This is a genomic window from Rhodococcus sp. LW-XY12 (genome assembly GCF_019317345.1).
Taxonomy (GTDB): domain Bacteria; phylum Actinomycetota; class Actinomycetes; order Mycobacteriales; family Mycobacteriaceae; genus Rhodococcus; species Rhodococcus pyridinivorans.
The window spans coordinates 2,357,386-2,382,788 of sequence record NZ_CP079225.1; the positions used below are offsets into that span (position 1 = coordinate 2,357,386).

24 protein-coding genes and 1 riboswitch are annotated in these 25,403 nt (G+C 69.1%); of the genes, 17 read left to right on the forward strand and 7 right to left on the reverse strand.

Going from position 1 to position 25,403, the window contains the following annotated elements; genetic code table 11:
* The first annotated feature begins 304 nt into the window (after positions 1-304).
* The 8 genes from KXC42_RS11115 (at position 305) to KXC42_RS11150 (ending at position 9,256) form a co-directional block, all read left to right on the forward strand.
* Positions 305-853, forward strand: coding sequence for a DUF6676 family protein (locus KXC42_RS11115; protein WP_257606117.1), 549 nt, complete (start codon positions 305-307; stop codon positions 851-853).
* A 358-nt stretch (positions 854-1,211) separates the two neighbouring features.
* Positions 1,212-3,104, forward strand: a complete 1,893-nt coding sequence (locus KXC42_RS11120; protein WP_257606118.1) for an NlpC/P60 family protein — start codon at positions 1,212-1,214, stop codon at positions 3,102-3,104.
* Between the two features lie 171 nt (positions 3,105-3,275).
* Positions 3,276-4,556, forward strand: coding sequence for a MoxR family ATPase (locus tag KXC42_RS11125; protein ID WP_219130332.1), 1,281 nt, complete (start codon positions 3,276-3,278; stop codon positions 4,554-4,556).
* Positions 4,553-5,512 carry a DUF58 domain-containing protein gene (locus KXC42_RS11130; RefSeq protein WP_219130333.1) on the forward strand — a complete coding sequence of 320 codons (960 nt, stop codon included), beginning with the start codon at positions 4,553-4,555 and terminating at the stop codon, positions 5,510-5,512. The genes KXC42_RS11125 and KXC42_RS11130 overlap by 4 nt, the downstream gene beginning before the upstream one ends.
* On the forward strand, positions 5,509-6,489 hold the full coding sequence (locus tag KXC42_RS11135) for a VWA domain-containing protein (protein ID WP_006551517.1): 981 nt from the start codon (positions 5,509-5,511) through the stop codon (positions 6,487-6,489). The genes KXC42_RS11130 and KXC42_RS11135 overlap by 4 nt, the downstream gene beginning before the upstream one ends.
* Positions 6,490-6,554: 65 nt before the next feature.
* Complete coding sequence (gene fabG1, locus KXC42_RS11140; RefSeq protein WP_219130334.1) at positions 6,555-7,304, forward strand: 3-oxoacyl-ACP reductase FabG1; 750 nt, start codon at positions 6,555-6,557, stop codon at positions 7,302-7,304.
* 46 nt (positions 7,305-7,350) lie between these two features.
* Positions 7,351-8,157 (forward strand): NADH-dependent enoyl-ACP reductase InhA, encoded by an 807-nt coding sequence (gene inhA / locus KXC42_RS11145; protein ID WP_006551519.1) that lies wholly within the window; start codon positions 7,351-7,353, stop codon positions 8,155-8,157.
* Positions 8,158-8,179: 22 nt separating this feature from the next.
* The gene (locus tag KXC42_RS11150; protein WP_219130335.1) at positions 8,180-9,256 is read left to right on the forward strand and encodes a ferrochelatase; all 1,077 of its coding nucleotides are present in this window, start codon (positions 8,180-8,182) and stop codon (positions 9,254-9,256) included.
* A 13-nt stretch (positions 9,257-9,269) separates the two neighbouring features.
* On the opposite strand, the gene KXC42_RS11155 is transcribed toward KXC42_RS11150, so the two are convergent.
* Positions 9,270-9,950 (reverse strand): helix-turn-helix domain-containing protein, encoded by a 681-nt coding sequence (locus KXC42_RS11155; protein ID WP_219130336.1) that lies wholly within the window; start codon positions 9,948-9,950, stop codon positions 9,270-9,272.
* Positions 9,951-10,119: 169 nt separating this feature from the next.
* Here KXC42_RS11155 and KXC42_RS11160 point away from each other — a divergent pair, with 169 nt between their 5' ends.
* Positions 10,120-10,950 (forward strand): class I SAM-dependent methyltransferase, encoded by an 831-nt coding sequence (locus KXC42_RS11160; protein WP_219130337.1) that lies wholly within the window; start codon positions 10,120-10,122, stop codon positions 10,948-10,950.
* Between the two features lie 51 nt (positions 10,951-11,001).
* On the opposite strand, the gene KXC42_RS11165 is transcribed toward KXC42_RS11160, so the two are convergent.
* Complete coding sequence (locus tag KXC42_RS11165) at positions 11,002-11,811, reverse strand: hypothetical protein (protein WP_219130338.1); 810 nt, start codon at positions 11,809-11,811, stop codon at positions 11,002-11,004.
* A gap of 82 nt (positions 11,812-11,893) precedes the next feature.
* Between KXC42_RS11165 and KXC42_RS11170 the strand changes: the two genes are divergently transcribed.
* The 3 genes from KXC42_RS11170 to KXC42_RS11180 all read left to right on the forward strand — a co-directional run bounded on the left by KXC42_RS11170 (position 11,894) and on the right by KXC42_RS11180 (position 15,043).
* On the forward strand, positions 11,894-12,727 hold the full coding sequence (locus KXC42_RS11170; RefSeq protein WP_219130339.1) for a DUF3097 domain-containing protein: 834 nt from the start codon (positions 11,894-11,896) through the stop codon (positions 12,725-12,727).
* A gap of 631 nt (positions 12,728-13,358) precedes the next feature.
* The gene (locus KXC42_RS11175; RefSeq protein ID WP_033096636.1) at positions 13,359-13,799 is read left to right on the forward strand and encodes an NfeD family protein; all 441 of its coding nucleotides are present in this window, start codon (positions 13,359-13,361) and stop codon (positions 13,797-13,799) included.
* A 2-nt stretch (positions 13,800-13,801) separates the two neighbouring features.
* The gene (locus KXC42_RS11180; protein WP_006551527.1) at positions 13,802-15,043 is read left to right on the forward strand and encodes an SPFH domain-containing protein; all 1,242 of its coding nucleotides are present in this window, start codon (positions 13,802-13,804) and stop codon (positions 15,041-15,043) included.
* A 77-nt stretch (positions 15,044-15,120) separates the two neighbouring features.
* Here KXC42_RS11180 and KXC42_RS11185 read toward each other — a convergent pair whose 3' ends face one another.
* Complete coding sequence (locus KXC42_RS11185) at positions 15,121-16,128, reverse strand: DMT family transporter (RefSeq protein ID WP_219130340.1); 1,008 nt, start codon at positions 16,126-16,128, stop codon at positions 15,121-15,123.
* 142 nt (positions 16,129-16,270) lie between these two features.
* A riboswitch (glycine riboswitch) is annotated at positions 16,271-16,361 on the reverse strand.
* Positions 16,362-16,493: 132 nt separating this feature from the next.
* Here KXC42_RS11185 and KXC42_RS11190 point away from each other — a divergent pair.
* Both KXC42_RS11190 and KXC42_RS11195 read left to right on the forward strand, forming a co-directional pair.
* Complete coding sequence (locus KXC42_RS11190; RefSeq protein WP_197483205.1) at positions 16,494-17,819, forward strand: DUF2254 domain-containing protein; 1,326 nt, start codon at positions 16,494-16,496, stop codon at positions 17,817-17,819.
* Between the two features lie 77 nt (positions 17,820-17,896).
* Positions 17,897-18,106 carry a DUF2945 domain-containing protein gene (locus KXC42_RS11195; RefSeq protein WP_006551530.1) on the forward strand — a complete coding sequence of 70 codons (210 nt, stop codon included), beginning with the start codon at positions 17,897-17,899 and terminating at the stop codon, positions 18,104-18,106.
* Between the two features lie 17 nt (positions 18,107-18,123).
* Here KXC42_RS11195 and KXC42_RS11200 read toward each other — a convergent pair whose 3' ends face one another.
* The 3 genes from KXC42_RS11200 to KXC42_RS11210 all read right to left on the reverse strand — a co-directional run bounded on the left by KXC42_RS11200 (position 18,124) and on the right by KXC42_RS11210 (position 19,640).
* The gene (locus KXC42_RS11200; protein WP_071934909.1) at positions 18,124-18,639 is read right to left on the reverse strand and encodes a hypothetical protein; all 516 of its coding nucleotides are present in this window, start codon (positions 18,637-18,639) and stop codon (positions 18,124-18,126) included.
* Positions 18,636-19,217 carry a SatD family protein gene (locus KXC42_RS11205; RefSeq protein WP_033096639.1) on the reverse strand — a complete coding sequence of 194 codons (582 nt, stop codon included), beginning with the start codon at positions 19,215-19,217 and terminating at the stop codon, positions 18,636-18,638. Before KXC42_RS11205 ends, KXC42_RS11200 begins: the two co-directional genes overlap by 4 nt.
* Positions 19,218-19,298: 81 nt before the next feature.
* Positions 19,299-19,640 carry a DUF6875 domain-containing protein gene (locus KXC42_RS11210; RefSeq protein ID WP_019289313.1) on the reverse strand — a complete coding sequence of 114 codons (342 nt, stop codon included), beginning with the start codon at positions 19,638-19,640 and terminating at the stop codon, positions 19,299-19,301.
* Between KXC42_RS11210 and KXC42_RS11215 the strand changes: the two genes are divergently transcribed.
* Complete coding sequence (locus KXC42_RS11215; RefSeq protein WP_247848953.1) at positions 19,623-20,357, forward strand: thioesterase domain-containing protein; 735 nt, start codon at positions 19,623-19,625, stop codon at positions 20,355-20,357. The genes KXC42_RS11210 and KXC42_RS11215 overlap by 18 nt on opposite strands.
* Here the strand turns inward: KXC42_RS11215 and KXC42_RS11220 are convergent.
* Positions 20,336-21,007 carry a TVP38/TMEM64 family protein gene (locus tag KXC42_RS11220; RefSeq protein ID WP_006551536.1) on the reverse strand — a complete coding sequence of 224 codons (672 nt, stop codon included), beginning with the start codon at positions 21,005-21,007 and terminating at the stop codon, positions 20,336-20,338. The two genes, KXC42_RS11215 and KXC42_RS11220, sit on opposite strands and share 22 nt — an antisense overlap.
* A gap of 278 nt (positions 21,008-21,285) precedes the next feature.
* On the opposite strand from KXC42_RS11220, the gene KXC42_RS11225 reads away from it, so the two are divergent.
* Together KXC42_RS11225 and scpA are read left to right on the forward strand one after the other, a co-directional pair.
* Complete coding sequence (locus KXC42_RS11225; protein WP_033096641.1) at positions 21,286-23,151, forward strand: methylmalonyl-CoA mutase family protein; 1,866 nt, start codon at positions 21,286-21,288, stop codon at positions 23,149-23,151.
* Entirely contained in the window at positions 23,152-25,398 is a 2,247-nt protein-coding gene (gene scpA, locus KXC42_RS11230) for a methylmalonyl-CoA mutase (protein ID WP_112320020.1), read from the forward strand.
* Positions 25,399-25,403: the final 5 nt, after the last annotated feature.

Consider the following 25,403-nt stretch of genomic DNA (forward strand, 5'->3'; position numbering starts at 1 on the left):
GGCTGTGTCGACGGCTGAAGCGAGGCACACGACGTCCGCCCGCGGCCCGTGGCCCGGATGCAGTAGTCGTGGCGTCTCGCCCTCGATTCTAACAGTACGCTTGTCCTGTATTGAACCGAAGTCGGGTCCGTCGTGTCGACGAAGCGTCCCGCCGGCATCGGTCCTGCTCGCGACGAGTGCTTCGAGCCGCCGTCGCGCGATCGCGTAATGTTCTCCCTTGCCCACGGGTGTGGCTCTTCGTGTCGTCTCCGCACGGCCGGATCGCCGTATCGCCCGGCTTCTGCCCCAGCACCACCGGAGAGAGATGTCTGCGCCACTGCTTCGTATACCGGGCCCTGCGCTCACGGATCTTCCCGCCGGGGTCTCGGTCGAAAAAGTGCTCGCCGATCTCGCCGACGACCAGGTGGCGGCGCCCTCGCAGTACGTCGACGACCTCGGCGCCGAGGTGCAGCGCGCGCAGGAGAACGGGATCGACCTCAGCGTGGTCGTGCTCGACCGGGACCCCCGTATGGATTCGCAGCTGCGCGACCTCGCGACGGAGGTCGGCGCCGAGGACGGCGGAACGGTGCTGGTCCTCAGTCCGGGATGGGTCGGGACATTCAGCGAGGATCTCGACCGCGTCACTCTCGAGGCCGCCCAGGATCGCACCTACACCGGCGACCCGGTGGTCTCCACACGCAACTTCGTCGACTCGGTGCTCGAGCCGTCACCGCCCTGGACGCTGATGACGCTGCTGATCGTCGCAGTGGTCGCCCTTGCGGCCGGCGCGACCTGGCTCGCCAAACGCCGCCGCGCGGACGGTGACGCGACCGTTGCCGGAGGTAACGGATCGTCATCGGCCAAGGACGTCTGAGGTCTCTTTCCGTCACCGCGGAGATCGTCTCCGGGTTGTCCTCGCCCCGACCGTGACGGAATCCGGCAGGGAAGATCGTTCGGTGTCCTCACGGTGTTCCTCGGTGTCCGCACCGTGTTCTTTCGGAGTTCTTCCGGCCGATCTTCGTGACTGTCATGCGACATACCCCTGAGGTGTCGTACGGTTTTCATGACGCTCTTGGGGAAGGTGTGTCACAACCCGGCTCGTGGGGACGCTGTCCGCAGCCGGTGTACGACTGCAGCGTGTGAGCCGTGGGGCACCCACGGCGAGCGGATGCTGCCTGCCTTCCTCGGGTCGTCCGGCCGGATGTCTCGGCCACCAGGTGCGACCGAGGGAGATGCAAGTGAGACGGTTCGGTATCCACGGAGGGATTCCGCGACGGTCGGGGCCGGACGGCACCGCCACGACGCTCACTGCAGGCCGTCGACCCGACGGTCCGACGCCCGGTCGCACCCCGCGGACGCGCACCGGCACGCTCCTCGCCGGTTTGGGGTTGGTCACAGCCGTGCTCCTTACCGTGACCACGACGGCGTCCGCCGCACCGCCCCCGCCGCCGAACCCTTCGGACGCCGAGATCGACCGCGCTGGTGCGGCCGTCGCGGCCAACATCGACCGGGTCGGGCAGCTGATCGTCCGGATCGCCGGCGCGGATCAGCAGCTCGCCGAGCTCGACGCGCAGGTCGCCATCCGCCGCGAGGACGTCAACCGCGCCCTCGTCGATCTCCAGAGCGCGCGCGACGCAGCGGATCTCGCCGAACGGGTGGTCGTGGATTCCCGCCGCGCACTCGACGACGCCGCCGACCGGATCTTCGCTGCCCAGAAGAACTTCGACGCGTTCGTCCGCGACAGCTACACCCGTGGCGCCAACTCGGTCTCCCTCGCGGCCTTCCTCGACGTCGACGGTCCCGAAGATCTGCTCGACCGCGCCCAGGTCATGCGGTTGCTATCCGCCGGGCGCGCCGCGGTGCTCGATGCGCTCCAGCGCGCCCGGGCCCAGGAGGCCAACTCCCACTCGCGGGCACGCGCGGCCAAGCTCGAGGCCGACGCGGCGGCGGAAGCCGCCGAGCAGCGCAGGGCCGAGGCCGAGGCCGCGATTGCCGTCGCGCGAGCGGAACTCGGTCGGCAGGCCGCGGAGAAGTCGCGCATCGAGCAGGAACGTGCGAACGCGCAGAGCGAACTCGACCGGGCCCGCGTGAACGTTGCGGGCCTGGAAGGGCAACGCGCGCAGTACCAGGACTGGGACCGTCGCCGCGCAGCCGAGGAAGCAGCTGCCGCGGCGGCCGCCGAGGAGGCACGGGTCGCGGCAGCCGCGGCAGCCGAGCGTGTCGCCGCCGACGCCGCAGCCCGGGAACGTGCGGCGGAACTCGCCAACGGCCGTCGCCCCCACACGCTGATCGAGGAGTCTCCGTCGACCGGCGAGAGCGACGTCGCCTCACCGGGTGAGGTCACCACCGAATCCGGAGCGCCGGAGGGCAGTGACACCGATACGAGTGGCACCGATACGAGTGGCACCGACACGGCTGCACCGGACTACACCGACGACGCCACGGTCCCGGACGGTACCGACGGGGGGACCGTCCCAGACGGTACCGACGATGGATCCGTCCCGGATGGCACCGACAGCGGCACGATCCCCGACGAGGACGAAGACGAGGACAGCGGCGACGACGGTGGGATCGACTGGGAGAACCCGGATCCGGGCGACCCCGTCGTGGAGACCCCCGGATCGGGGACCGGGGGATCGGGTTCCCGCCCCTCCACACCGAATTCGACGCCCGGGATCCCGTCGCGTCCGTCCGTCACCGGTCCCGCTGCGGTGGAGATCGTCATCGACCGTGCGATGTCCCAGATCGGCGTCCCGTACGCGTGGGGTGGTGGCAACGAGAACGGCCCGACCCGCGGTATCCGCGACGGCGGCGTCGCCGATGTCCACGGCGACTACGCCAAGGTCGGCTTCGACTGCTCCGGACTGATGATCTACGCGTTCGCGGGCATCGGCATCTCGCTCCCGCACTACACCGGCTACCAGTACACGGCCGGTACCCAGGTTCCGTCGTCGCAGATGAGACGGGGCGACATGATCTTCTACGGGCCCAACGCCAGCCAGCACGTCGCGCTGTATCTCGGCGACGGGCAGATGCTCGAGGCGCCGCAGTCGGGATCGTTCGTGAAGATCTCGCCGGTACGCTGGGGCGGCATGACACCGTACGTGGTGCGCATGGTGTCGTGAGGGCGAGGTTTGCCGCGGCCCTCGTACCACCGAGGGCGGGTGCCATCCGGTCGTTTCCGGGTGCCGTCTCCCGGTCGGTGCAGGGGCGACGACACACCGAGCCGGCACCTGCAATAGTGGTGCAGCAGGTGTTTCCAGCGGAGCGACGTAGGCGAAAGCGGTGGATTGTTGGTGACCTCACGCGAGGGTGGGACGTCCGGTTCGGCGACGTCGGGCGACCAGGGCGGTAACGACGGACGCAAGAACAACCAGGCTGCGGCGGGTGCCGCGCCGGCGCCGAAGGCGGCCGGTGCGAACGGTCCGGCTCCGCAGGTGTCCGGCGCGAACATGCGGAAACCCGGCGACGCTCCTGCGAAGGCGTACGACCCCGCCGACGACGTCCGTCTCCTCGAACGGGCCATCTACGAGGTCAAGCGCGTGATCGTCGGCCAGGACCTGCTGGTCGAGCGGATGCTGGTCGGTGTGCTCGCGCGCGGGCACGTGCTGCTCGAAGGCGTTCCCGGTGTCGCGAAGACGCTGGCCGTCGAAACCTTCGCGAAGGTCGTCGGTGGGTCGTTCTCCCGCGTGCAGTTCACTCCCGACCTCGTGCCGACGGACCTCGTCGGTACCCGCATCTACCGGCAGGGACGCGAGGAGTTCGACACAGAACTCGGACCGGTCGTTGCGAACTTCGTGCTCGCCGACGAGATCAACCGCGCCCCGGCGAAGGTGCAGTCGGCGCTGCTCGAGGTGATGGCCGAACGCCACGTCACGATCGGTGGCAAGACCTTCCCGATGCCCGAGCCGTTCCTCGTGATGGCGACGCAGAACCCCATCGAGAACGAGGGCGTTTATCCGCTGCCGGAAGCGCAGCGCGACCGTTTCCTGTTCAAGGTCCTCGTCGACTATCCGTCGGTGGAGGAGGAACGCGAGATCGTCTACCGGATGGGTGTCGCCGCTCCCGAGCCGAAGCAGGTGCTCGACAACGAGCAGCTCCTGCGCCTGCAGAAGATCGCCGGCCGTGTGTTCGTGCACCACGCGCTCGTCGACTACGTGGTGAGGGTCATCTTCGCGACGCGTCGGCCCGCCGAGCTCGGCCTGCACGACGTGCAGGGCTGGATCGCCTACGGCGCCTCGCCCCGCGCGACGCTCGGCATCATCTCCTCGGCGCGTGCCCTGGCGCTCGTGCGCGGTCGCGACTACGTGGTGCCGCAGGACATCGTCGACGTCATCCCCGATGTGCTCCGCCACCGCCTGGTGCTGTCCTACGACGCGCTCGCGGACGACGTCTCCCCGGACCAGATCATCACCCGAATCCTGCAGACCGTGGGTCTTCCGCAGGTCGCGCCCCAGGCGAACGCACCCGTGCCGACCGCGACCCCCGGCCCGGCGCCTGCCGATCCGCGGGCCGCTGCCGGTCAGCAGGCGCCCATCGGTGCACCTGATCCGCAGGGAGGTGCGGGCGCGCGGTGAGCACACGTCCTCACGACGGGTCGCCACCGCGGTTCCGGACCGGTGAATTGCGCGATCCCGCGCTCACCGCCGCGCTCCGCACCCTCGAGCTCACCGTGCGGCGCCGTCTCGACGGCGTCCTGCACGGCGACCATCTCGGTCTGATCCCGGGCCCCGGTTCCGAGCCGGGGGACGCCCGCGAGTACCAGCCGGGTGACGACGTGCGGCAGATGGACTGGTCGGTCACCGCGCGCACGACGCACCCGCACGTGCGGCAGACCGTCGCCGACCGGGAACTCGAGACGTGGCTCGCGGTCGACCTCTCGACCAGCCTGGACTTCGGTACCGGCATGTGTGAGAAGCGCGACCTGGCGATCGCAGCGGTGGCCGCGCTCGCGCATCTGACCACCGGCAGCGGGAATCGGATCGGCGCGGTGATCTCCACCGGCAACGAGACGGCCCGCGTCCCCGCGCGTGGTGGGCGGCTGCACGCCCAATCGTTGTTGCGTACCGTCGCGACAACCCCGCACGCACCCGACGGGACCCGCGGTGATCTCCGGGGGCTCGTCGAGTCGCTGCGACGTCCCCAGCGCCGCCGCGGTCTGGCGGTCGTGGTGAGCGATTTCCTCGGCCCTCTCGACTGGGAGCGCTCCCTGCGGGCACTGTCCGGCCGGCACGAACTGCTCGCTGTCGAGATCGTCGATCGCCGCGACCTCGAACTGCCCGATCTGGGCGACGTGGTGCTGCACGACCCGGAAACGGGCCGCACCCGTGAATTCACGACTACTCCCGAACTGCGGGCCGACTATGCGCAGGCCGCCGTCGAGCATCGCGCGGCCGTGCACCAGGCGCTGCGCAGTTCAGGTGCACCGGTGCTGACGTTGCGCACCGACCGCGACTGGATCGGCGATGTCGTCCGATTCGTCGCGGCCCGGCGGCACAGCTTCGGCGCACCCGCACGGCAGGGGGGACGATGAGCCTGTCCGGTTTCACTTCACCGTGGTGGCTGCTGCTGCTGTTCGTCGTCGCCGCCCTCGGCGGCGCATACGTGCTGGTCCAGCGCCGGCGCCAGACGAACACGCTGCGCTTCACCAATCTCGAGCTGCTCGAGAAGGTCGCGCCCGCCCGCCCGGGACGCGCTCGGCACATTCCCGTCGCACTGTTGCTCGTCGGGCTCGTCTTCCTCACCGTGGCGCTCGCCGGCCCGACCGCCGAACAGCGGGTGCCGCGCAACCGGGCCACGGTCGTGCTTGTCATCGACGTGTCGTTGTCGATGGAGGCCACGGACGTCGCGCCCACACGACTCGCCGCCGCACAGGAGGCGGCCAAGCAGTTCGCCGACGACCTGACGCCCGGCATCAACCTCGGTCTCGTCGCGTTCTCGGGTACCGCCTCGGTCCTGGTCTCGCCGACCACCAACCGGGAGGCGAGCAAGTCCGCGATCGACAACCTGCAGCTCAGCGAGCGCACTGCGACCGGCGAGGCGATCTTCACGGCGATGCAGTCGATCGACACGCTCGCCGCCGTGCTCGGCGGCAGCGACCAGGCGCCGCCCGCGCGGATCGTGCTGCTGTCCGACGGCAAACAGACCGTCCCCGAGAGTCCCGACGATCCCCGCGGGGGCTTCACCGCGGCGCGGCAGGCGGCGGAGAAGGGAATCCCGGTCTCGACCATCTCGTTCGGCACCCAGACGGGCACCGTCACCATCGAGGATGATCGGATCCCCGTGCCCGTCGACGATCCGTCGCTCAAGGAGATCGCGAATCTCTCGGGCGGGAGCTTCTTCACGGCGGCAAGCCTCGAAGAACTCGAGGACGCCTACAACACGCTCGAGGAGCAGATCGGCTTCGAGACGACCCGCGGCGACGCCAGCCGTCCGTGGCTCATGCTCGGAGCGCTCTCGGTGATCGCGGGGCTCGGCGCGGCGATGGTGTTGCGCCAGCGGCTGCCCTGATCCACCTTGTGCACGCTCACGGAGCGTTTTCCGTCCCGGCCAGGCCACCAGATAGGTTGGAATGCATGACTGACGCAGATAGTGCCGCAGCGTCCACGCGCGCGGGTGCCACCCCCCGATCCGTCCTCGTCACCGGTGGAAACCGCGGGATCGGCCTCGCCGTCGCCCGTCGCCTGCAGGCGGACGGCCACAGGGTCGCCGTGACCCACCGCGGTTCGGGCGCGCCCGACGACCTGTTCGGTGTGCGGTGCGACGTCACCGACACCGACTCGGTCGACGCCGCGTTCAAGGAGGTCGAGGAGCATCAGGGTCCCGTCGAGGTGCTCGTCGCGAATGCGGGCATCACCGACGACACCCTGCTGATGCGCATGACCGAGGACCAGTTCAGCTCGGTGATCGACGCGAACCTCACCGGCGCCTTCCGGTGCGCCAAGCGCGCCAACCGTGCGATGCTCCGTGCCCGTTGGGGCCGCATGATCTTCCTCGGCTCCGTGGTCGGCCTCGCCGGTCAGGCCGGTCAGATCAACTACGCGTCCTCGAAGGCCGGTGTCATCGGGCTCGCCCGTTCGGTCACCCGCGAACTCGGTTCGCGATCGATCACGGCCAACGTCGTCGCTCCCGGTTTCATCGAGACCGACATGACTGCGGATCTGTCAGACGACCTGCGCGACACGGCGAAGAAGTTCATCCCGCTGCAGCGACTCGGCAGGCCCGAGGACGTCGCAGCCGTCGTCAGCTTCCTGGCCTCCGACGACTCCGCCTACGTCTCCGGCGCCGTGATCCCGGTCGACGGCGGCATGGGCATGGGCCACTGACGGTCACGCGACCACATCCGAATCTCACTGGAGGACCGACACACTCATGGGCGGACTGCTCGAGGGCAAGACCATTCTCGTCACCGGCATCATCACCGATGCCTCGATCGCCTTTCACACCGCGAAGGCCGCGCAGGAACAGGGCGCGAAGGTGATCATCACCGGCTTCGAGCGACTCCGGTTGATCGACCGGATCGCGCAGCGTCTCCCGCAGCCGGTGCCGCCGGCGATCTGCCTCGACGTGCAGAACCAGGAGGATCTCGACGGTCTCGCCGACAAGATCCGCGAACTCGCACCGGAGGGGATCGACGGTGTCGTCCACTCCATCGGTTTCGCACCCCGGTCCTGCCTGGGCAGCCCGTTCCTCGACGCGCCCTGGACGGACGTCGCGGTGGCGCTCGAGGTGTCGGCCTACTCCTACGGCGCGCTCGCCAAGGCCGTCCTACCCGTCATGAACGAGGGCGGTTCGATCGTCGGAATGGACTTCGACCCGTCCCGGGCCGTGCCGTTCTACAACTGGATGGGTGTCTCCAAGGCGACGCTCGAGTCGGTGAACCGCTACGTGGCCAAGGAAGTCGGCCCGCGCGGTATCCGTTCGAACCTCGTCGCCGCCGGCCCGATCAAGACGCTCGCGGCCAAGGCCATCGCGGGCGACGCGACCGGCCCGGGCGCGGAGATGAACCGTCTGAACGAGGGGTGGTCGGCGGCGTCCCCGATCGGCTGGGACGTCGACGATCCGACGCCCGTGGCGAAGACCGTGTGTGCGGTGCTGTCCGACTGGCTACCCGGGACAACGGGATCCATCGTCTACGTCGACGGTGGTTTCCACTCCCAGGTCGGCTTCGGCAGCTGACCGTACGACGGAAGGCACTCCCATGACGAACACCCCCGGGGCGTACGACGCGCTGATGCTGCTGTCGTTCGGCGGACCGGAAGGACCCGACGACGTGCGGCCGTTCCTCGAGAACGTCACCCGCGGACGAGGGATCCCGCCGGAACGACTCGACGAGGTCGCGCAGCACTATCTGCACTTCGGGGGTGTCTCGCCGATCAACGCCTTGAACCGGGCGATCATCGACGCCGTCCGCGCCGAGTTCGACGTGCACGGTATCGATCTGCCGATCTATTTCGGCAACCGCAACTGGCATCCCATGGTCGAGGACACCGTCGCGCGGATGCGCGAAGAAGGGATCCGTAACGCCCTGGTGTTCGCGACCTCCGCCTGGGGCGGCTACTCGGGTTGCCGGCAGTACCACGAGGACATCGCACGGGCGCGGGACGCCGTCGAGGACGCCCCGCAGCTGACGAAGCTGCGGCACTTCTACGACCACCCGCTGTTCCTCGATGCCGTCACCGACGCCGTGCGCGCGGCCCGCGTCGAACTCGCCGACGACGTGCGCGATTCCGCGCGCGTGGTGTTCACCGCGCACTCCGTTCCGACCTCCTTCGACGCGACCGGTGGTCCGCCGGAGGAGGGCGGCCGTCTCTACAGCCGGCAGGTCGCCGAAGCGGCGCGGTTGGTGGCCGAGGCGCTCGGCGAGGGCGACTACGACCTGGTGTGGCAGTCGCGGTCCGGTCCGCCGCAGGTGCCGTGGCTCGAACCCGACATCGTCGACCACATCGATGCGCTGCACGAACGGGGAGTCCGAGCCGTCGTGGTCGTGCCGGTCGGGTTCGTCTCCGATCATCTCGAGGTCGTGTGGGATCTCGATACCGAGGCTCGCGATCGGGCCGCTGAGCTGGGCATGGGCTTCTCTCGTGCGGCGACGGCCGGAACCGACCCGCGCTTCGCGCAACTCGTCCGCGAGCTCGTCGAGGAACAGCGGGAGGGGGTCACCGCCCGTCGCTGCGGCACCGAACCGCTGCTCGGGTCCGCGTGCAACGGGAGCCTGTGCGCCGTCGGGTGCTGTGAGCCGCCGAAACGCCCGTCCCGGCCCGCCGCGAACGGATAGATGCCTCCGAGCCTCACCGGGCGGAGTGCCCGGCCGGTGAGGTCAGAGGGGAGTCGAACCAGCGGGGCAGCGACCGGCGCAGGGCGCTCGGACCGTCGACGACTACGGCGCCCGAGCGCAACGCGTCCGGCCAGGTCGCTTCGCCACGCCAGATCTCGGTCAGCTCCCGCAGTCCCGTCGTCACCCGGATCGAGACCTCGAATCCCGGGTCCTCGTCGCACACGTCGACGTCGTGCGGCGTGATGACCATCCACCACCGGCGCGACGCGTGAGTGACCGTCGGGAAGACGAACTCCACGACCACCCGGGATTCCGGCAGGGCCGCATGGTCGACGTGCCGGTGCATGTCCCACATCAGCAGTCGCGGATCGAGGTCGACCTCGCCGAGTTTCCCGGTCCACCGCGTACCCCACGCACCGAGTGCGTCGACGACGGTCTCGAGATCGCGTCCCGCCGGGGTGAGCACGTATCGGACGTCGTTTCCGTCCTCGAGGCGCTGCACGATGCCCGCCGCTGTGAGCTGGTGCATCCGCTTCGACAACAGCGTCGGCGACATGCGGGGCAGGCCGCGTCGGAGGTCGTTGAACCGTTCGCTGCCGAGCACGAGTTCGCGCACCACGAGCAGCGTCCACCTCTCGTCGAACAACTCCATCGCCTTGGCGACGGGACAGAACTGGTGGTAGGGCGGGCCCATGATCGGATCGTAGGCCGGTCGGACCGCCGCGACCAGCACGGATGAGCGGCGGTGCAGTACAGATTGTGTACTGGAGGACACCGCGTCCGCGTTCCTACAGTCGATTCGTGACCCGGGCCGCTTCCGAGACGGTGCCGAAGCCGGGTCCCTCGACAGGAGGAATCCTCTGATGACCGACATCTCCACGACACACGACGCCGATCTCGCCCTGAAGGCCAAGCACCGGGCGATGTGGGCACTCGGCAACTATCCAGCGGTGGCGACCGAGGTCATCGCCGAACTCGGCCCCGCTCTCGTGGCCGCGACCGGAATCGGTCCGGGCGACCGTGTCCTGGACATCGCCGCCGGATCGGGCAATGCGTCGATCCCCGCCGCGCTCACCGGTGCGACGGTGCTCGCGACCGACCTGACCCCGGAACTGTTCGAGGTCGGCCGCCGTGACGCCGAAGCGGCAGGTGCGACGCTCGACTGGCAGGAAGCCGATGCCGAAGCGCTCCCGTTCGACGATGCGAGCTTCGATGCCGTGATCTCTTGCGTGGGAGTGATGTTCGCGCCCCACCACCGGGCCGCGGCCGACGAACTGCTCCGGGTGACCCGCCCGGGCGGACGTATCGGGCTACTGAGCTGGACCCCCACCGGCTTCATCGGGCAGATGTTCGCGACGATGAAACCGTATGCGCCACCGCCCCTGCCGGGTGCACAGCCGCCGCCGCTGTGGGGCGACGAGGTGCACGTGCGCGAGCTGATCGGCGACCGTGTCACCGACCTGCAGGCACGCACCGAGAACCTGCGCGTCGAACGCTTCGCGACCGGGGAGGACTTTCGCGAGTTCTTCAAGTCCGCCTACGGCCCCACCATCGCGGTGTACCGCAACATCGCGGACGACCACGATCGGGTCGCGGCTCTCGATCTCGACCTGCTCGAACTCGCCCAACGTCACGATCTCGGTGGGGGAGCGATGAATTGGGAGTACCTGTTGGTCACCGCGCAACGGAGTTGACGCGCACTGGAGTCGACGCGCACTGGAGTTGACGCGCACTGTCGGCCGCGGTCAGTGATGGTGCTCGGCCCGCAGAGCCGCCGCGACCGCACCGGTGCGGGCCTCGCGGACCGCGGCCCACAGCGGCTGCAGCGCGCCCTCGCGGCCGGTGGCGGCGGACACCGAACCGGCCCGCAGACCCCCTCCGCGACCGGCCACGGTGAGGATCGCCGCGACCTGGTCTGCGGTGTCGAGGACGCGCACGGCACGTGCGGGCAGTGACGGGGGATAGCGGTGCCGCGCGAGTTCGGCGACCTTCTCGGCGATCTCCGTCCGCGGATCGGTGCGGCGCCCGTCGGTGCCCACCGTCGGGATTCCGCTCAACGCGGAGGCGACATCACGAACCGCCTCGCGGATCGCGAACTCGGCCGCACCGAGACCACCGTCGACCGCGATCTCGGGTACCGCCGGCAGCGTGAAGACGTTCCACCGTAGGACGTCCGGACCCTCGATCACGGGTACCAGACCCAGCCCCGGGGTTCCGGGCGCTCCCACGACGACGCCTTCACCGGCAGCCAGCGCCGCGGAGGCGAACGCCGTACCGGCAGGCAACGCGCGGACGTCGCCCGGGGCGGGAAGGACGAGATGCAGACCGGCGCCGGCGGCGGAATCGACGCGGCGGATCAGGGTGAGCAGCAGGGCGGCACCGTCGGCGACACCCTTGTCGGGCAGATCCGCCGCGGAGGCCGTCGCCGCATCGTGGGCACCCACGAGATGCATCGGCGCCCACTCGTGCAGCGCATCGATCACATCGTCGGGGGAGGCGTGACCGGACAGCCACGACCCCGCCCACACGGTCAGCGTCAGGCTCGGAGAACTCACCCCGAAAGCATACGGCGACCGCGCACGGCGGTCCGGCGTGGCAGCGCGAGCGGTCCCGCGCAATGTCCTAGGGTGGACTGGCGTGAGCCCACGCGATATCTACGGCGGCGACATCTACGCCGGTCACGCCCGCACCAAGAAGAAGGCCGTTCCCGAACTCGCAGCGGAGCGCGGCGTCGTCGTCGAGGACGCCGCATCCGGCTGGTGCGGCGCGATCGTGGGAATCGAGAAGACCCACGACGGCGACTTCGTGCGGCTCGAGGACGCGCAGGGACGCACCCGTCTGTTCGCGATGCGCCCCGCGGCCTTCCTGGTCGACGGAGCACCCGTCACCCTCGTCAAACCGAAGATCCGTCCCGCCTCCGCACCGACGAGATCCGCCTCGGGATCCACCCGGGTGGAGGGTTTGCGCGCACAAGTGGCGCGGGGAAGCCGGATCTGGGTGGAGGGCGTGCACGACGCCGCCCTCGTCGAACGGGTGTGGGGGCACGACCTGCGGGTCGAAGGCGTGGTCGTCGAACAACTCGAGGGCCTCGACAATCTCGGCGCCAGGCTGGCCGAGTTCGAACCCGGCTCGGGCCGACGCGTCGGTGTGCTCGCCGACCACCTCGTCACCGGGTCCAAGGAGGAGCATCTCACCGCGAATCTAGGTCCGCACGTGATGGTCACCGGCCATCCCTACATCGACGTGTGGCAGGCCGTGAAACCGAAGGCCGTGGGCATCGACGCCTGGCCCTCCATTCCGCGCGGACAGGACTGGAAGACCGGCGTCTGCCGTGAACTCGGCTGGGGCACGCCGCAGGACGGCTGGCGGCGCGTCTACAACGCCGTGAACTCCTTCCGCGATCTCGAATCGCACCTCATCGGCGCCGTGGAGCGCCTCGTCGACTTCGTCACCGAACCCGACGAGGGCTGACCGAGCGCAACCATGACGGTGGGGTGGGTGTCCTGGAGCGACAGCGCCCGGAACAGGAACATCGGCCGGATGCGGCGGTCTGCCGGCGACCGGACGAAGGTGCGGTCGGCGACGGGTACATCGTCCTCGATGTTTGCGCGAACGCGCTGTGCGGGAGTGACTTCCATTGCCGGACTCCTCGGGTGCGAAGCCTGGGGAACGGATGCGGACATCAGCTGTCGGTGGAGGGGGAGGGCGGCTTCGTTGTCGACGAATCGTCGTGCGACCGGGTGGTAGCGAACGGTGCGGACCGCTTCGACGATCCATTCGACGGCGCGCTCGTACGGGTCCTCGATGTCGTCGATGGCCGCGTGGAACCGCGTGACGAGCTGATCGAGCTCCCACGAGGAGTGAACGCGCGGGGGTGATGCTGGTAGTTCGGGGACGGTATCACCGATTTCACAACGGCAAAAGGATGTGTTTCGGTTGCCTCCACTTATGAAGCCGGGGTGACATTCCGGTCGGGACGGAAATTCGAAGAATATAGAATTACCGACCTGAGATCTTCCCTGCGGAAAGCAGCCTCGAGGACGAGGGGTCAAGACCGCTTCCTCCACCAGGGCATCTGCCAGGATGTCCGATTTGTGGTTCGATGGTGATCGTGGCCGCATTGATTTGGTTGATCGCCGGAGTGGCGTTGGCGGCCGGCGAAGCGCTCACGGGCGATTTCGCGCTGCTGATGCTCGGCGGTGCAGCGCTCGTCACTGGCGGTGTCTCCGCGGTGACCGATCTGCCCGTCTGGATCGACGCGGTGATTTTCGCCGTGACCTCGCTGGTTCTGCTGCTCGGTGTCCGGCCGATGCTGAGGCGCCGGTACTCCCAGCCGCCCGCTCTGCCCACCGGGATCGACGCTCTCCCGGGCAAGCACGCGTTGGTCCTCGAGCAGGTGGGGGAGCATTCCGGGCGCGTGAAGATTGACGGTGAGGTGTGGACCGCCAGGCCGCTGGACGCCACCGAGGTGTACGGGCCGGGAACGACAGTGACAGTGATGCAGATAGACGGCGCGACTGCCGTCGTGTGGAGGGGTGTCTGAGGATGGAAGCTCTGATCGTGCTCGCCGTAGTGGTGGCACTGGTCGTGGTGGTCGTGGCCAAATCGGTATCGCTGGTACCGCAAGCGGAGGCCGCGGTCATCGAACGTCTCGGCCGGTACTACCGGACGGCGTCGGGTCAGCTCACCTTCCTGGTGCCCTTCGTCGACCGCATCCGCGCGAAGGTCGATCTACGCGAACGTGTCGTCTCGTTCCCGCCGCAGCCGGTCATCACCCAGGACAACCTGACGCTGAGCATCGACACGGTCGTGTACTTCCAGGTGACGAACCCGCAGGCGGCGGTCTACGAGATCAGCAACTACATCGCCGCGGTCGAGCAGCTCACCGTCACCACGCTCCGCAACGTCGTCGGCGGAATGACCCTCGAGGAGACGCTCACCTCCCGCGACTCCATCAACGGTCAGCTCCGCGGTGTGCTCGACGAAGCGACCGGCCGATGGGGCCTGCGTGTCGCCCGGGTCGAACTCAAGAGCATCGATCCGCCGCCGTCGATCCAGGAATCGATGGAGAAGCAGATGAAGGCCGACCGCGAGAAGCGCGCGATGATCCTCACGGCCGAGGGTCACCGTGAATCCGCGATCAAGACCGCCGAGGGCGACAAGCAGTCGCGCATCCTCTCCGCCGAGGGTGCGAAGCAGGCCGCGATCCTCGAAGCCGAGGCCGACCGGCAGTCGCGGATCCTGCGCGCGCAGGGTGATCGCGCGGCGCGCTACCTCGAGGCCCAGGGCGAGGCGAAGTCCATCGAGAAGGTCTTCGCCGCCATCAAGGCCGGCAAGCCCACTCCGGAGCTGCTCGCCTACCAGTACCTGCAGACCCTGCCGCAGATGGCCCAGGGCGATGCGAACAAGATGTGGGTGGTGCCGAGCGACTTCGGCAAGGCGCTCGAAGGATTCGCGCGGACGCTCGGCGCACCCGGCGAGGACGGTGTCTTCCGCTTCGAGCCGAGCCCTGTCGACGAGGAACTGCAACGGCCCGAGGACGACAGTGCCGAGGTCGAGGACTGGTTCGCGACCAAGCGCGACCCCGAGGTGGCTCAGGCCGTCGCCGAAGCCGAGGCGGTCGCGCGCAAGCCGGTCGACCCCGCAGTGCGGACGGGTCTCGCCACGGAGGGGACGCAGAGGGGTGCCGGTGAAGTACAGTCGGCGTTGCCCGCAACGCCGCCGGCGCAGCGCTGGATGACGAACGACGCATCCGAGCAGCCGGCCGAGCCGCCGCAACAGCAGTAACGGAAACCGGTTCAGTGGGAGGGCGCGCCGACCGGCGCGCCCTCCCACTCGTCATCGGCGGCCGAGCATCGGCAGTGTCATCGGCGGCCGAGCATCGGCAGTGCCATCGCCACCACGATGAGACCGGCGCCCGCGGCGGCGAGCGCGGTCACGGACTCTCCGAAGGCGACCATGCCGATCATCAGCGCGACCACGACTTCGAGGTAGGACAGGCCGGACAGTTCCGCGGCGCGGAGGTGCTTGCCTGCGACGACGAGCAGCCCCAGCGCGAACAGACCGCAGACGACGAAGAATCCACCGGCCCACAACCAGTGCGTCGCGGTCATCCCCGACATGTCGGGTCGGGTCACCGCGACCATCCCACCTGCCGCGACGGCGCCGAAGACGAAGTTCCACAGGGACCGGACGTCGGACGGCATGTCGGTGCGATAGCGGTAGCACAGCAGGGCCCCGCCGTAGAAGACTCCCGAGGCGGCGCCCAGCACGGTACCCAGCGTCTCGTGCTCGCCCTTGGACAGTTCACCGCCCACCAGGCCGGCGGCGAGCAACATGCCGGCGAACGCCGTGCCGATCGACAGGGCGTCGAGGCGACCGACCCTCTCCTTCAGGAACACCCGGGCGAGGGCCGTCGCGACGACGGGGCCGAGGTAATGGAGAACCACGGCACGGGACAGGTCGGTCAACACCGTGGCGGACAGATAGGTCGCGAGGGACAGTCCGAGGAGCACACCGCCACCGACGACCGACCAGGACAGGCGGGTCCGGCGCAACTGTCCGAGGCGGCGGGACAGCGCGATCAGGACGAGCATGCCGATCGCTCCGACCGCCATCCGCCCGAGCGTCAGTGCTTCACCGAGCACCGCGCCTTCGGGAGTGGCCTTGCGGCCGAACAATCCTGCGGTGCCCATCGCGGTCGCGGACAGCACGATCGCGGCGATCCCGAGTCGCCGGTTCGTACGCGGCGGCGACTTCGGGGCGGGGGAGGGAGGGAGAACAGGGCCACGCGACTCGGTCGGTGCAACTTCGGGGCGCTGCTCGAGCAGCGCATGATCGGCGCGCAGGGGCGCGCCCAGGGAAACGGTCACACGTCTACCTCGGGTCCAGGGTGCACGAAACGAGCACCAGCGGGTGTTGTCGTTCCCCGCTCTGTCATCGGACCTGAGAGCTTTCGCGGACGGAGCCGCTTACACCTTCGGTGAACCCGGAAGAGTTGCTTTCCAGAGGAGCCTCGCCGTGGCGGTCTGGGGGGCCTGAGAGATTCCCGGGGAGGTTGCTCCTTCGGCGCCCGCTGTGTGCGGGACTCTCCCGCCGCGGTTCGGTGGCTGTTCAATTGTCCGTCGAGTATCTCATGGACTTGCCGTAACCGTGCCGTAGGGGACATCCGGTGCGTGTGCCCACAGCTCGCTGCGAGTGCCCGCGGTACGGATTGCGGATGGTTAGCTTGGTCGACATGAGTGCTCTGCCGAGACCGTGGATGCAGTTGCGGATCGCCGCGGGCGTATACCGATTCCGGGAGAGTCTGTTCGCGCTGCCCGCGCTGGTCGTCGTCGCCGGAGCCGTGCTCGCGGAGGTGAGCGGCTACATCGATCGGGCCTTCGGCCCCTTCGCGTGGGGCATGAAGATGAACAGCAACGCCGCGATCTGGCTGCTGAGCACCGTGGCGGGTGCCACGATCACCACCGCCGGTGTCGTCTTCTCGTTGACCGTCGTGAGCCTGCAGCTGGCCAGCAGCCAGTTCTCGCCGCGGGTGATGCGGTCCTTCATCCGGGATCGGGCCAGCCAGACGGTGATCGGGGTGCTGGTGGCGACCTTCGTCTACTGCGTGCTGACACTGCGCCACATCGGCGCGGACGACGCCGCACCTGCCCCGACACTGTCGACCACCCTCGCTGTGGTCCTCGCGGTGTCGACCGTGGTGCTCATCATCGCCTATCTCAACCGGCTGGCCCACGGTCTGCAGGTCGGGGAGGTGGTGCGCAGCATCGCCTCGGAGGCCGAGAAGGTCATCTCGAACACGAGCCGGAGTTCGCGCGGCGAGATCCACGTCGACCGGGTGCCGGAGCCGGATTTCACCGAGGGGGCGACGGTGTACGCCCGGCGCGACGGCTGGGTGACCCAGGCGCCGGCCGAGCTCGTTCTCGCCGTGGTACCGCCGGGTTCGGTCGTGCGGATGGAGACGCGTCCCGGCGCGTACATTCACTGCGGGGAACCGCTGCTGCGGATCCATCCGAAGCCGGAACGGGCGGTGGTCCTGCGGCGGCTCGAGGCGGCCGTGGAGATCTCGAATACGCGCACCATGCAACAGGACGTGGACTTCGCGCTGCGGCAACTCGTCGACATCGCGCTGCGCGCACTGAGCCAGGCGATCAACGACCCGACGACCGCCACCGAGGTGGTGCTCCGGCTCGGCAGTCTGCTGCGCACCCTGCTGGTCACCGACAGTCCGGTGCCGGCGATCGGGGGTGCGGACGGCCGGATTCTGCTGCGTCCGTGGATCCTGTCGCCCGACGAGTACATCGAGCACGCCTTCGAACAGATCCGGCAGGCCGGCTCGGCGCAGCTGCACGTGGCCACGGCGCTCGCCCGGGTGCTGCGCATGCTCATCGATCATCTCTCCGAGCAGGGGCGCACCGGGTCGGTGCCGGCCTTGCAGCACCAGTTGCGTCTGCTCGTCGACGCGGTGGTCGCCCGGCCCGAGTTCCGTCCGGAGGACCTCGAACGTTTCCGTGCCGTCGCCGAGGGGTCCGCGGATCCCGCGGAGCATCGGACGGACTGATCGTCTTGGGGTGTAGGACCGATGGGAGACGGTTATCCGACTGCCACAGGAAGCGAGCCGATCGGGAGGACGACGACATGGCGACCCACTTCTCCGTCGGTGACCATGTCCGATGGAACTCCGAAGCCGGATACGTCGAGGGTGTGATCATCGCGAAGCACACGGAGGACGTGGAGTTCAAGGGGCGCACGCGGCGGTGCAGCGAGGACGAGCCGCAGTACGAGATCCGGAGCGACAAGACCGATCACGTCGCGATGCACAAGGGGAGTGCGCTGAAGAAGACCTGACGGTGGAGATCCCGGCGTCAGGTGATCAGCGCCTGCCCGACTCCGCACACCGCGACCGCCCACAGCACCGAGGTGGACGTGCCGATGATGAACTGTTCGGAGGCGTTCGGTTCGCGTAGTTCGGGATAACGGGCGAGACCCTTCACCGCCATGATGACGGCGATCCCTTCAGGCCATCCGGCGAGGATCGAGGCGGTGACCGCTCCGCGTTCGAGCACGCCGATGACGCGTCCGCCGCGGAGCGGGCCCGGGGGAGGGGTGGGCTCGGGACCGGCATCGGGTTGCCGGCGCGCGATCCGGAACGCCACGAGGACCGCGGGTCCGCCCCCGGTGATCGCCGCCGTGGCGGTGAGAATCAGCGTGGCCGCGAGCGCGACTCCCTGAACCGGTGTGGTCGCGGTGGCGGCGAGGGCTGAACCGGCGAGACCCGCAATGCTCAACGAGGCGGCCGGCCACACCGGCATGCTCGGGCGCAGCGCGAGTGCGGGTCCGAGAGCAGCCACGGCCAGGCACACCAGTGAGAGGACGGTCAACGGTCGGCCCTTTCCAGGAGTCGCCGCACGAGTTCGCGTCCGGCCAGTTCGGCCTGCCACCCGGCGGTGGCGAGGCGCTGGGACACCGCTTGTTTGCTGATGCCGAGACGCTCGGCGATCCGCGCCTGCGACAGGCCCTGACGAGCGAGGTCGACCGCCTCGTGCCCCTGGTCTGTGCGGCGCAGGACGACGGTGGCGAGCAGGGTGAGCGCGGCGTCGACGTCGGCGGTGGCCTCGGTGTCGTCGCCTTCGGCCGCGACCTGCCCAGGGGCGTTCTTGGCGCGTTCGACGGCGGTGCGGGCGTGTTCGAAGGCGGGTCCGCGGCCGGCGCGTGTCTGTTCGGGGAGCGGGGTCTCCACCGGGCCGATTCCCACCCCGATACTCCAGCGTTCCCTCCGGAGGAGGTCGAGGACGAGATCGACGACGAGGGCGGGATCGTCCGCGACGGCCTGGACCTCGTCGCCCGCGGTGCGATCGAAGGGCCGTACCAGCGGAACATCCTGCAGTTCGGTGAGGAGGTCCGCCACGCGGTCGATGTCTCGGCGGCTGCTCCGCTGGTCGACCGTCAAGACGAACATGCGTCAAGTGTGAGGGCTTGATTGTCGATAATCAAGACCTGAAGCTTGACGACCGGAATGTGGGACAGGGACGCGTACAGCCTATCGGCCCGGCTCGTTCCCCGTCAGCTCATGATGTGCGGTGATCGCGTCCACCGCATCGCCGTCGTACTTCATCCGTTTCGCGATGGTGAGGCGGAGTGTCGACGGCAGTGCCGGGGCGAACTTCTTGAAGTAGGCGCACAGCCATTCCTGGCGACCAACGAGAAACGGGAAATCGGTCGTCATCATGTGGCGGGCGACCAGCATCGGCAACGGGGCGTCGAGTGGATGGAAGTCGTGATTCCACAGACCCGGCTGGGTGCAGCCCGGGTAGAACTGGCCGAGCATGAAACCGTGTTCGACGAACCGCGACTTGAATTCCGTGTGGACGACGTCGATCACCTCGAAGCCGCTGAGGTCGCGATCGGCTTGTCCTGGGTGTACGCGGGACTGCTGCGCCACCTGCCGGATCGGCCGGTGTACGGGCTGCAACTGCCGTACCTCTCGGGCGGACCCCTCGACGCGACGCCCGCCGAACTGGCGCACCGCTACGTCGAGGAGATGCGGGCCGTGCAACCGCAAGGTCCCTACACCGTGCTCGGCTGGTCCCAGGGCGGACTGATCGCCCACCACATGGGTGTCGAACTGCGCGCCGCGGGGGAGACCGTCGACCTGGTCGTCCTCGATTACTACCCGCTCGAACGCGAGCGGCGTGCCCACACCCACGCGGAGCTGCTGGCGGGACTGGGCATCGAACTGCCTCACGCGACGCCGGACGAGATGACCTCCGAGCAGCTGCTCGACGCGGTGAACCGCAGTCTCGGGCACGAGACCGGACAGTCCACCGCCGACCTGGAGCGGATCCTCACGGCCTATGCGCACGTCCATCGGGCCGCGCCGACGCTCGACCTGCGATGTTTCGACGGCGACCTGCTGTTCGTCGCCGCGGCGCGATCGCTCGGCACGGACGACGGTGCGTCACCGGCCCTGTGGCGGCCGTGGGTGTCCGGCACGATCACCGAGCGCACGATCGACTGCGACCATCTGGAGATGATGACCCCGGCCGCGCTCGCCGTCCTCGGTCCGATTCTGGCCGACTATCTCGTCGCCGGATCCTGATCCGGCTCGACGACGGCGTCGAGCGCCGAACCGGCGGGCTCGGGGAGTCGAGCCTCGAGCAACAGCCCGGCGAGACCGAGCGCGATGCACACCCCGGTGATCACCATCAGCCGCGGATCGGTCTGCCCGGTCAGGGCGTCGCCGAGGAGTACGACCGCCACGGTGCCCGGCAGGATGCCCACGACCGTCGCGAGTGTGTAGGGGACGAGACGGACCGCCGAGACGGCGCAGCAACAGTTCACGACGAAGAACGGGGCGGCGGCGATCAGCCGCAGGGAGCCGACCGCGAGCCATCCGCGGCGTGCCAGCCGCAGATCGATCGCTTTCGCCGCCGGGTGCGTGAGGCGCGATTCCACGGCCTTGCGTCCGACGGCCCGCACGAGCAGGAACGCCAGGACGGCGCTGACCGTGGAGGCGGCGACCGTCACGCCGATACCGACGGCACTGCCGAACAGCACGCCGGCGCTGAGGGTGAACACCGTGCGCGGAATCGGGGCGATCGTGACCAGGGCGTGGACGGCGAAGAACGCCAGGACAATTGCCGGGCCGTGCACCGATTCCGACCACTCCCGGATCTGGGCGATCGTCGGATGCGGCACCACGAGAGCTACGACGACGAGAGCCGCCACCAGGCCCAGGATGCCGAGCACTCTGCGGTCTGCGGCAAGCCTCGTCACGAGCGTCCACACTACCGGCCGGGCGGTCTCTTGCATCCCCGCGAGCAGAGTGACGAAGGCGGCACGATAACGTTCCGATCGAGGACGTCGTTATCGAGCGCTAGAAAAACTGTGGTGATCCCCACAACGATCGCGCGATGTGCGGGGATAGCATCACACCGAAGGCAACCTACCCATTTCGAGGTTGCCCACCTCCGGCCGACAACGCCGTCCGTACAAAGCCTGCAAACCCGCAGTAGGAGGAATCGCCCGTGTCATTAGCTGCAGAAGCCGAGGATGCCGCGCGCGCATATGCGCAGTGGCAGGACGCGGTGGCGGGGGTGCTGGCCAAGTCCCGACGTGTCGACCCGGCCGAACTCGGACCCGAGCCGCAGCGTCTGCTCGAGACCACGACCTACGACGACGTCACCGTCGCGCCGCTGTACGGCGTCCGCGACGAGCGCGACGAAGCGCCGCTGCCCGGTGAGTTCCCGTTCGTCCGCGGCGGCTCGTCCACGCGCGACGTCAACACCGGCTGGCTCGTCGACGTCCGGTTCACCGGCACCGACGCGGCCTCGGTCAACGAGCGCATCCTCGACGCGCTGAACAACGGCGTCAGCTCGGTGTGGCTCGGTCTCGGCGCCGGCGCGGTCCCCGTGGACGCGCTCGACACCGCGCTCAACGGTGTGCTCCTCGACCTCGCGCCGGTCCGTCTCGACGCCGGTGCCGACGCGGTCGCAGCGACCACCGCCGTGTACTCCGTGCTCGACAACCGCACCGATATCGAGGACCGCGCCGCCGTGCGCATCTTCCTCGGTGCAGCGCCGCTCACCAGCGCGTTCTCCGAGCGTCCCGACGTATCTCTCGACGAGGCCGTCGAGCTGGCACGGGCCGCCGCCGACCGCACCGAAGCGGTGCGTGCCCTCACCGTGGACGGCACCGCCTTCCACAACGCCGGTTCGTCCGACGCCGAAGAACTCGGTGCCGCGATCGCCGCCGGCCTCGATTATGTGCGAGCACTCGTCGACGCCGGGGTTCCCGTTGCGGCCGCGCTCGGTCAGCTCGAGTTCCGTCTCGCCGCGACCGACGACCAGTTCCAGACCATCGCCAAGTTCCGCGCGGGTCGTCAGGTGTGGGCGCGCGTCGCCCAGGTCGCCGGTGCCCCCGAGGCCGGCAACGCTCCGCAGCACGCCGTGACCTCCGCGGCGATGATGGCCCAGCGCGATCCGTGGGTGAACATGCTGCGCACGACCCTCGCTGCGTTCGGCGCGGGTGTCGGTGGCGCCGACGCCGTCACGGTCCTGCCGTTCGACTCCGCACTGCCGGCCGGTGTGCTCGAGGTGTCCGAGGCGTTCTCCGCCCGGATCGCCCGCAACACCCAGCTGCTGCTGCTCGAGGAGTCCAACCTCGGGCGCGTTCTCGATCCCGCCGCCGGTTCCTGGTACGTCGAGGAACTGACCGCGCAGATCGCAGAGAAGGCATGGGGCTTCTTCCAGGAGATCGAGGCGGCCGGTGGCTACCGCGCCGCTCTCGAGGCAGGGCTGATCGCCGAGCGTGTCGCGCAGACGCGTGCCCGCCGCGAGTCCGACATCGCGCACCGCACGTTCTCGGTGACCGGGGTCAACGAGTTCCCGAACCTGGCCGAGAAGCCGCTGCCGGTCGGTGTCGCCGAGGCCGGCGCGTCCGCCGCGCGGTACGCCGCACCGTTCGAGGCGCTGCGCGACCGCTCGGATGCCTACCTGGCTTCGCACGGTGCCCGCCCGCGGGTGCTGCTCGCCCCGCTCGGGCCGATCGCCGAACACAACGTACGGGCGACCTTCGCGACGAACCTGCTCGCCGCCGGTGGCATCGAAGCGGTCAATCCCGGACCGCTCGATCTCGACGCCGACCTGTCGTCCCTGGTGGGCGACACCGGAACGTCCGTCGCCGTGCTGTGCGGCACCGACACCCGCTACGGCGAGCAGGCCGGTACGGCCACCTCTGCGCTGCGTGCGGCGGGGATCACGACGGTGCTGCTGGCCGGACCCGAGAAGGCCGTGAAGGACGCGCAGGGGGACGATCGTCCGGACGGCTTCCTCACCGCGCGCATCGACGCCGTCGCCGCCCTCACCGACCTGCTGAACACTCTGGGAGCGTAAGTGAGCATCGAACACGAAATCGGCAGCTTCGCCGACGTCCCGTTGACGGACCCGGCCGCGCCGGCGCCCATCGCTCCCACCGCGGAGCAGGCCGCCGCGCTCGTCGAGTCCGTCGCCGAGGCGAACAACTACAGCACCGAAGACGTCGTGTGGTCGACGCCCGAGGGCATCGACGTCAAGCCGGTCTACACCAAGGCCGACCGCGACGCCGTCGTCGCCGAGGGCTACCCGCTCGGCAGCTACCCGGGTCTGGCCCCGTTCGTGCGCGGGCCGTACCCGACGATGTACGTGAACCAGCCGTGGACCATCCGGCAGTACGCCGGCTTCTCCACCGCCGCCGAGTCCAACGCCTTCTACCGGCGCAACCTCGCCGCCGGTCAGAAGGGCCTGTCGGTGGCCTTCGACCTGGCCACGCACCGCGGCTACGACTCCGATCACCCGCGTGTACAGGGTGACGTCGGTATGGCCGGTGTCGCGATCGACTCGATCCTCGACATGCGTCAGCTATTCGACGGCATCGATCTGTCGCAGGTGTCGGTGTCGATGACCATGAACGGCGCGGTGCTGCCGATCCTGGCGCTGTACGTCGTGGCGGCGGAGGAGCAGGGCGTCAAGCCCGAGCAGCTGGCCGGAACCATCCAGAACGACATTCTGAAGGAGTTCATGGTCCGCAACACCTACATCTACCCGCCGAAGCCGTCGATGCGGATCATCTCCGACATCTTCGCGTACACCTCGGCGAAGATGCCGCGCTTCAACTCGATCTCGATCTCCGGCTACCACATCCAGGAAGCCGGCGCGACGGCCGACCTCGAGCTCGCGTACACCCTCGCGGACGGCATGGAGTACATCCGCGCCGGACTCGACGCCGGCATGGACGTCGACAAGTTCGCGCCGCGCCTGTCGTTCTTCTGGGCGATCGGCATGAACTTCTTCATGGAGGTCGCGAAGCTGCGCGCAGGTCGCCTGCTGTGGAGCGAGCTCGTCGAGAAGTTCGGGGCGAAGAACCCGAAGTCGAAATCGCTGCGCACCCACTCGCAGACCTCCGGCTGGTCGCTCACCGCACAGGACGTCTTCAACAACGTCGCCCGCACGTGCGTCGAGGCGATGGCCGCGACCCAGGGCCACACCCAGTCGCTGCACACCAACGCGCTCGACGAGGCGCTGGCACTGCCCACCGACTTCTCGGCGCGCATCGCCCGCAACACCCAGCTGCTGCTGCAGCAGGAGTCGGGCACCACGCGGCCCATCGACCCGTGGGGTGGCTCGCACTACGTCGAGTGGCTCACCCACGAGCTGGCCGACAAGGCCCGCGCCCACATCGCCGAGGTCGAGGCCGCCGGCGGTATGGCGCAGGCGATCTCGGAGGGCATCCCGAAGCTGCGCATCGAGGAGGCGGCCGCCCGCACCCAGGCGCGCATCGACTCCGGTCGTCAGCCCGTCATCGGCGTCAACAAGTACCAGGTGACCGAGGACCACGAGATCGAGGTCCTCAAGGTCGAGAACTCGCGTGTGCGGGCGGAGCAGCTGGCCAAGCTCGAGCAACTGCGCGCCGACCGGGACGAGGAGGCCACCCGCGCCGCCCTCGACGCGCTCACCCGCGCCGCCGGTGCGCAGAGCCAGGGTCTCGACAACAATCTGCTCGCGCTGGCCATCGACGCGGCCCGCGCGAAGGCCACCGTCGGTGAGATCTCGGACGCCCTGGAGAAGGTCTACGGCCGCCACCAGGCCGAGATCCGTACGATCAGCGGCGTGTACCGCGACGAGGCCGGCAAGGCCACCAACATCACCGCCGCAACCGAACTGGTCGAGAAGTTCGCCGAGGAGGAGGGTCGTCGCCCCCGCATCCTCGTCGCGAAGATGGGCCAGGACGGTCACGACCGAGGCCAGAAGGTGATCGCCACGGCCTTCGCCGACCTCGGATTCGACGTCGACGTGGGACCGCTGTTCCAGACCCCCGAAGAGGTCGCCCAGCAGGCGGCCGACAACGACGTGCACGTCGTCGGCGTGTCGTCGTTGGCCGCGGGTCACCTGACGCTGGTCCCTGCCCTCAAGCAGGCGCTGGCCGAGGTGGGCCGCGAGGACATCATGATCGTCGTCGGTGGTGTCATCCCGCCGGGCGACTTCGACGAGCTCTACGCGGCGGGTGCGGCGGCGATCTTCCCGCCCGGAACCGTGATCGCGGATGCGGCGACCGGTCTGCTGACCAAGCTCGCCGCGCAGCTCGGCCACCACCTCGGAGGCTGACGTCG

Excerpts from the sequence above, each read along its gene's own strand:
- KXC42_RS11115 (WP_257606117.1), top strand. The coding sequence starts at position 305 with ATGTCTGCGCCACTGCTTCGTATACCGGGCCCTGCGCTCACGGATCTT.
- KXC42_RS11120 (WP_257606118.1), top strand. The coding sequence starts at position 1,212 with ATGCAAGTGAGACGGTTCGGTATCCACGGAGGGATTCCGCGACGGTCG.
- KXC42_RS11135 (WP_006551517.1), top strand. The coding sequence starts at position 5,509 with ATGAGCCTGTCCGGTTTCACTTCACCGTGGTGGCTGCTGCTGCTGTTC.
- fabG1 (WP_219130334.1), top strand. The coding sequence starts at position 6,555 with ATGACTGACGCAGATAGTGCCGCAGCGTCCACGCGCGCGGGTGCCACC.
- inhA (WP_006551519.1), top strand. The coding sequence starts at position 7,351 with ATGGGCGGACTGCTCGAGGGCAAGACCATTCTCGTCACCGGCATCATC.
- KXC42_RS11150 (WP_219130335.1), top strand. The coding sequence starts at position 8,180 with ATGACGAACACCCCCGGGGCGTACGACGCGCTGATGCTGCTGTCGTTC.
- KXC42_RS11155 (WP_219130336.1), bottom strand. The coding sequence starts at position 9,950 with ATGGGCCCGCCCTACCACCAGTTCTGTCCCGTCGCCAAGGCGATGGAG.
- KXC42_RS11160 (WP_219130337.1), top strand. The coding sequence starts at position 10,120 with ATGACCGACATCTCCACGACACACGACGCCGATCTCGCCCTGAAGGCC.
- KXC42_RS11175 (WP_033096636.1), top strand. The coding sequence starts at position 13,359 with ATGGTGATCGTGGCCGCATTGATTTGGTTGATCGCCGGAGTGGCGTTG.
- KXC42_RS11180 (WP_006551527.1), top strand. The coding sequence starts at position 13,802 with ATGGAAGCTCTGATCGTGCTCGCCGTAGTGGTGGCACTGGTCGTGGTG.
- KXC42_RS11190 (WP_197483205.1), top strand. The coding sequence starts at position 16,494 with ATGAGTGCTCTGCCGAGACCGTGGATGCAGTTGCGGATCGCCGCGGGC.
- KXC42_RS11195 (WP_006551530.1), top strand. The coding sequence starts at position 17,897 with ATGGCGACCCACTTCTCCGTCGGTGACCATGTCCGATGGAACTCCGAA.
- KXC42_RS11205 (WP_033096639.1), bottom strand. The coding sequence starts at position 19,217 with ATGTTCGTCTTGACGGTCGACCAGCGGAGCAGCCGCCGAGACATCGAC.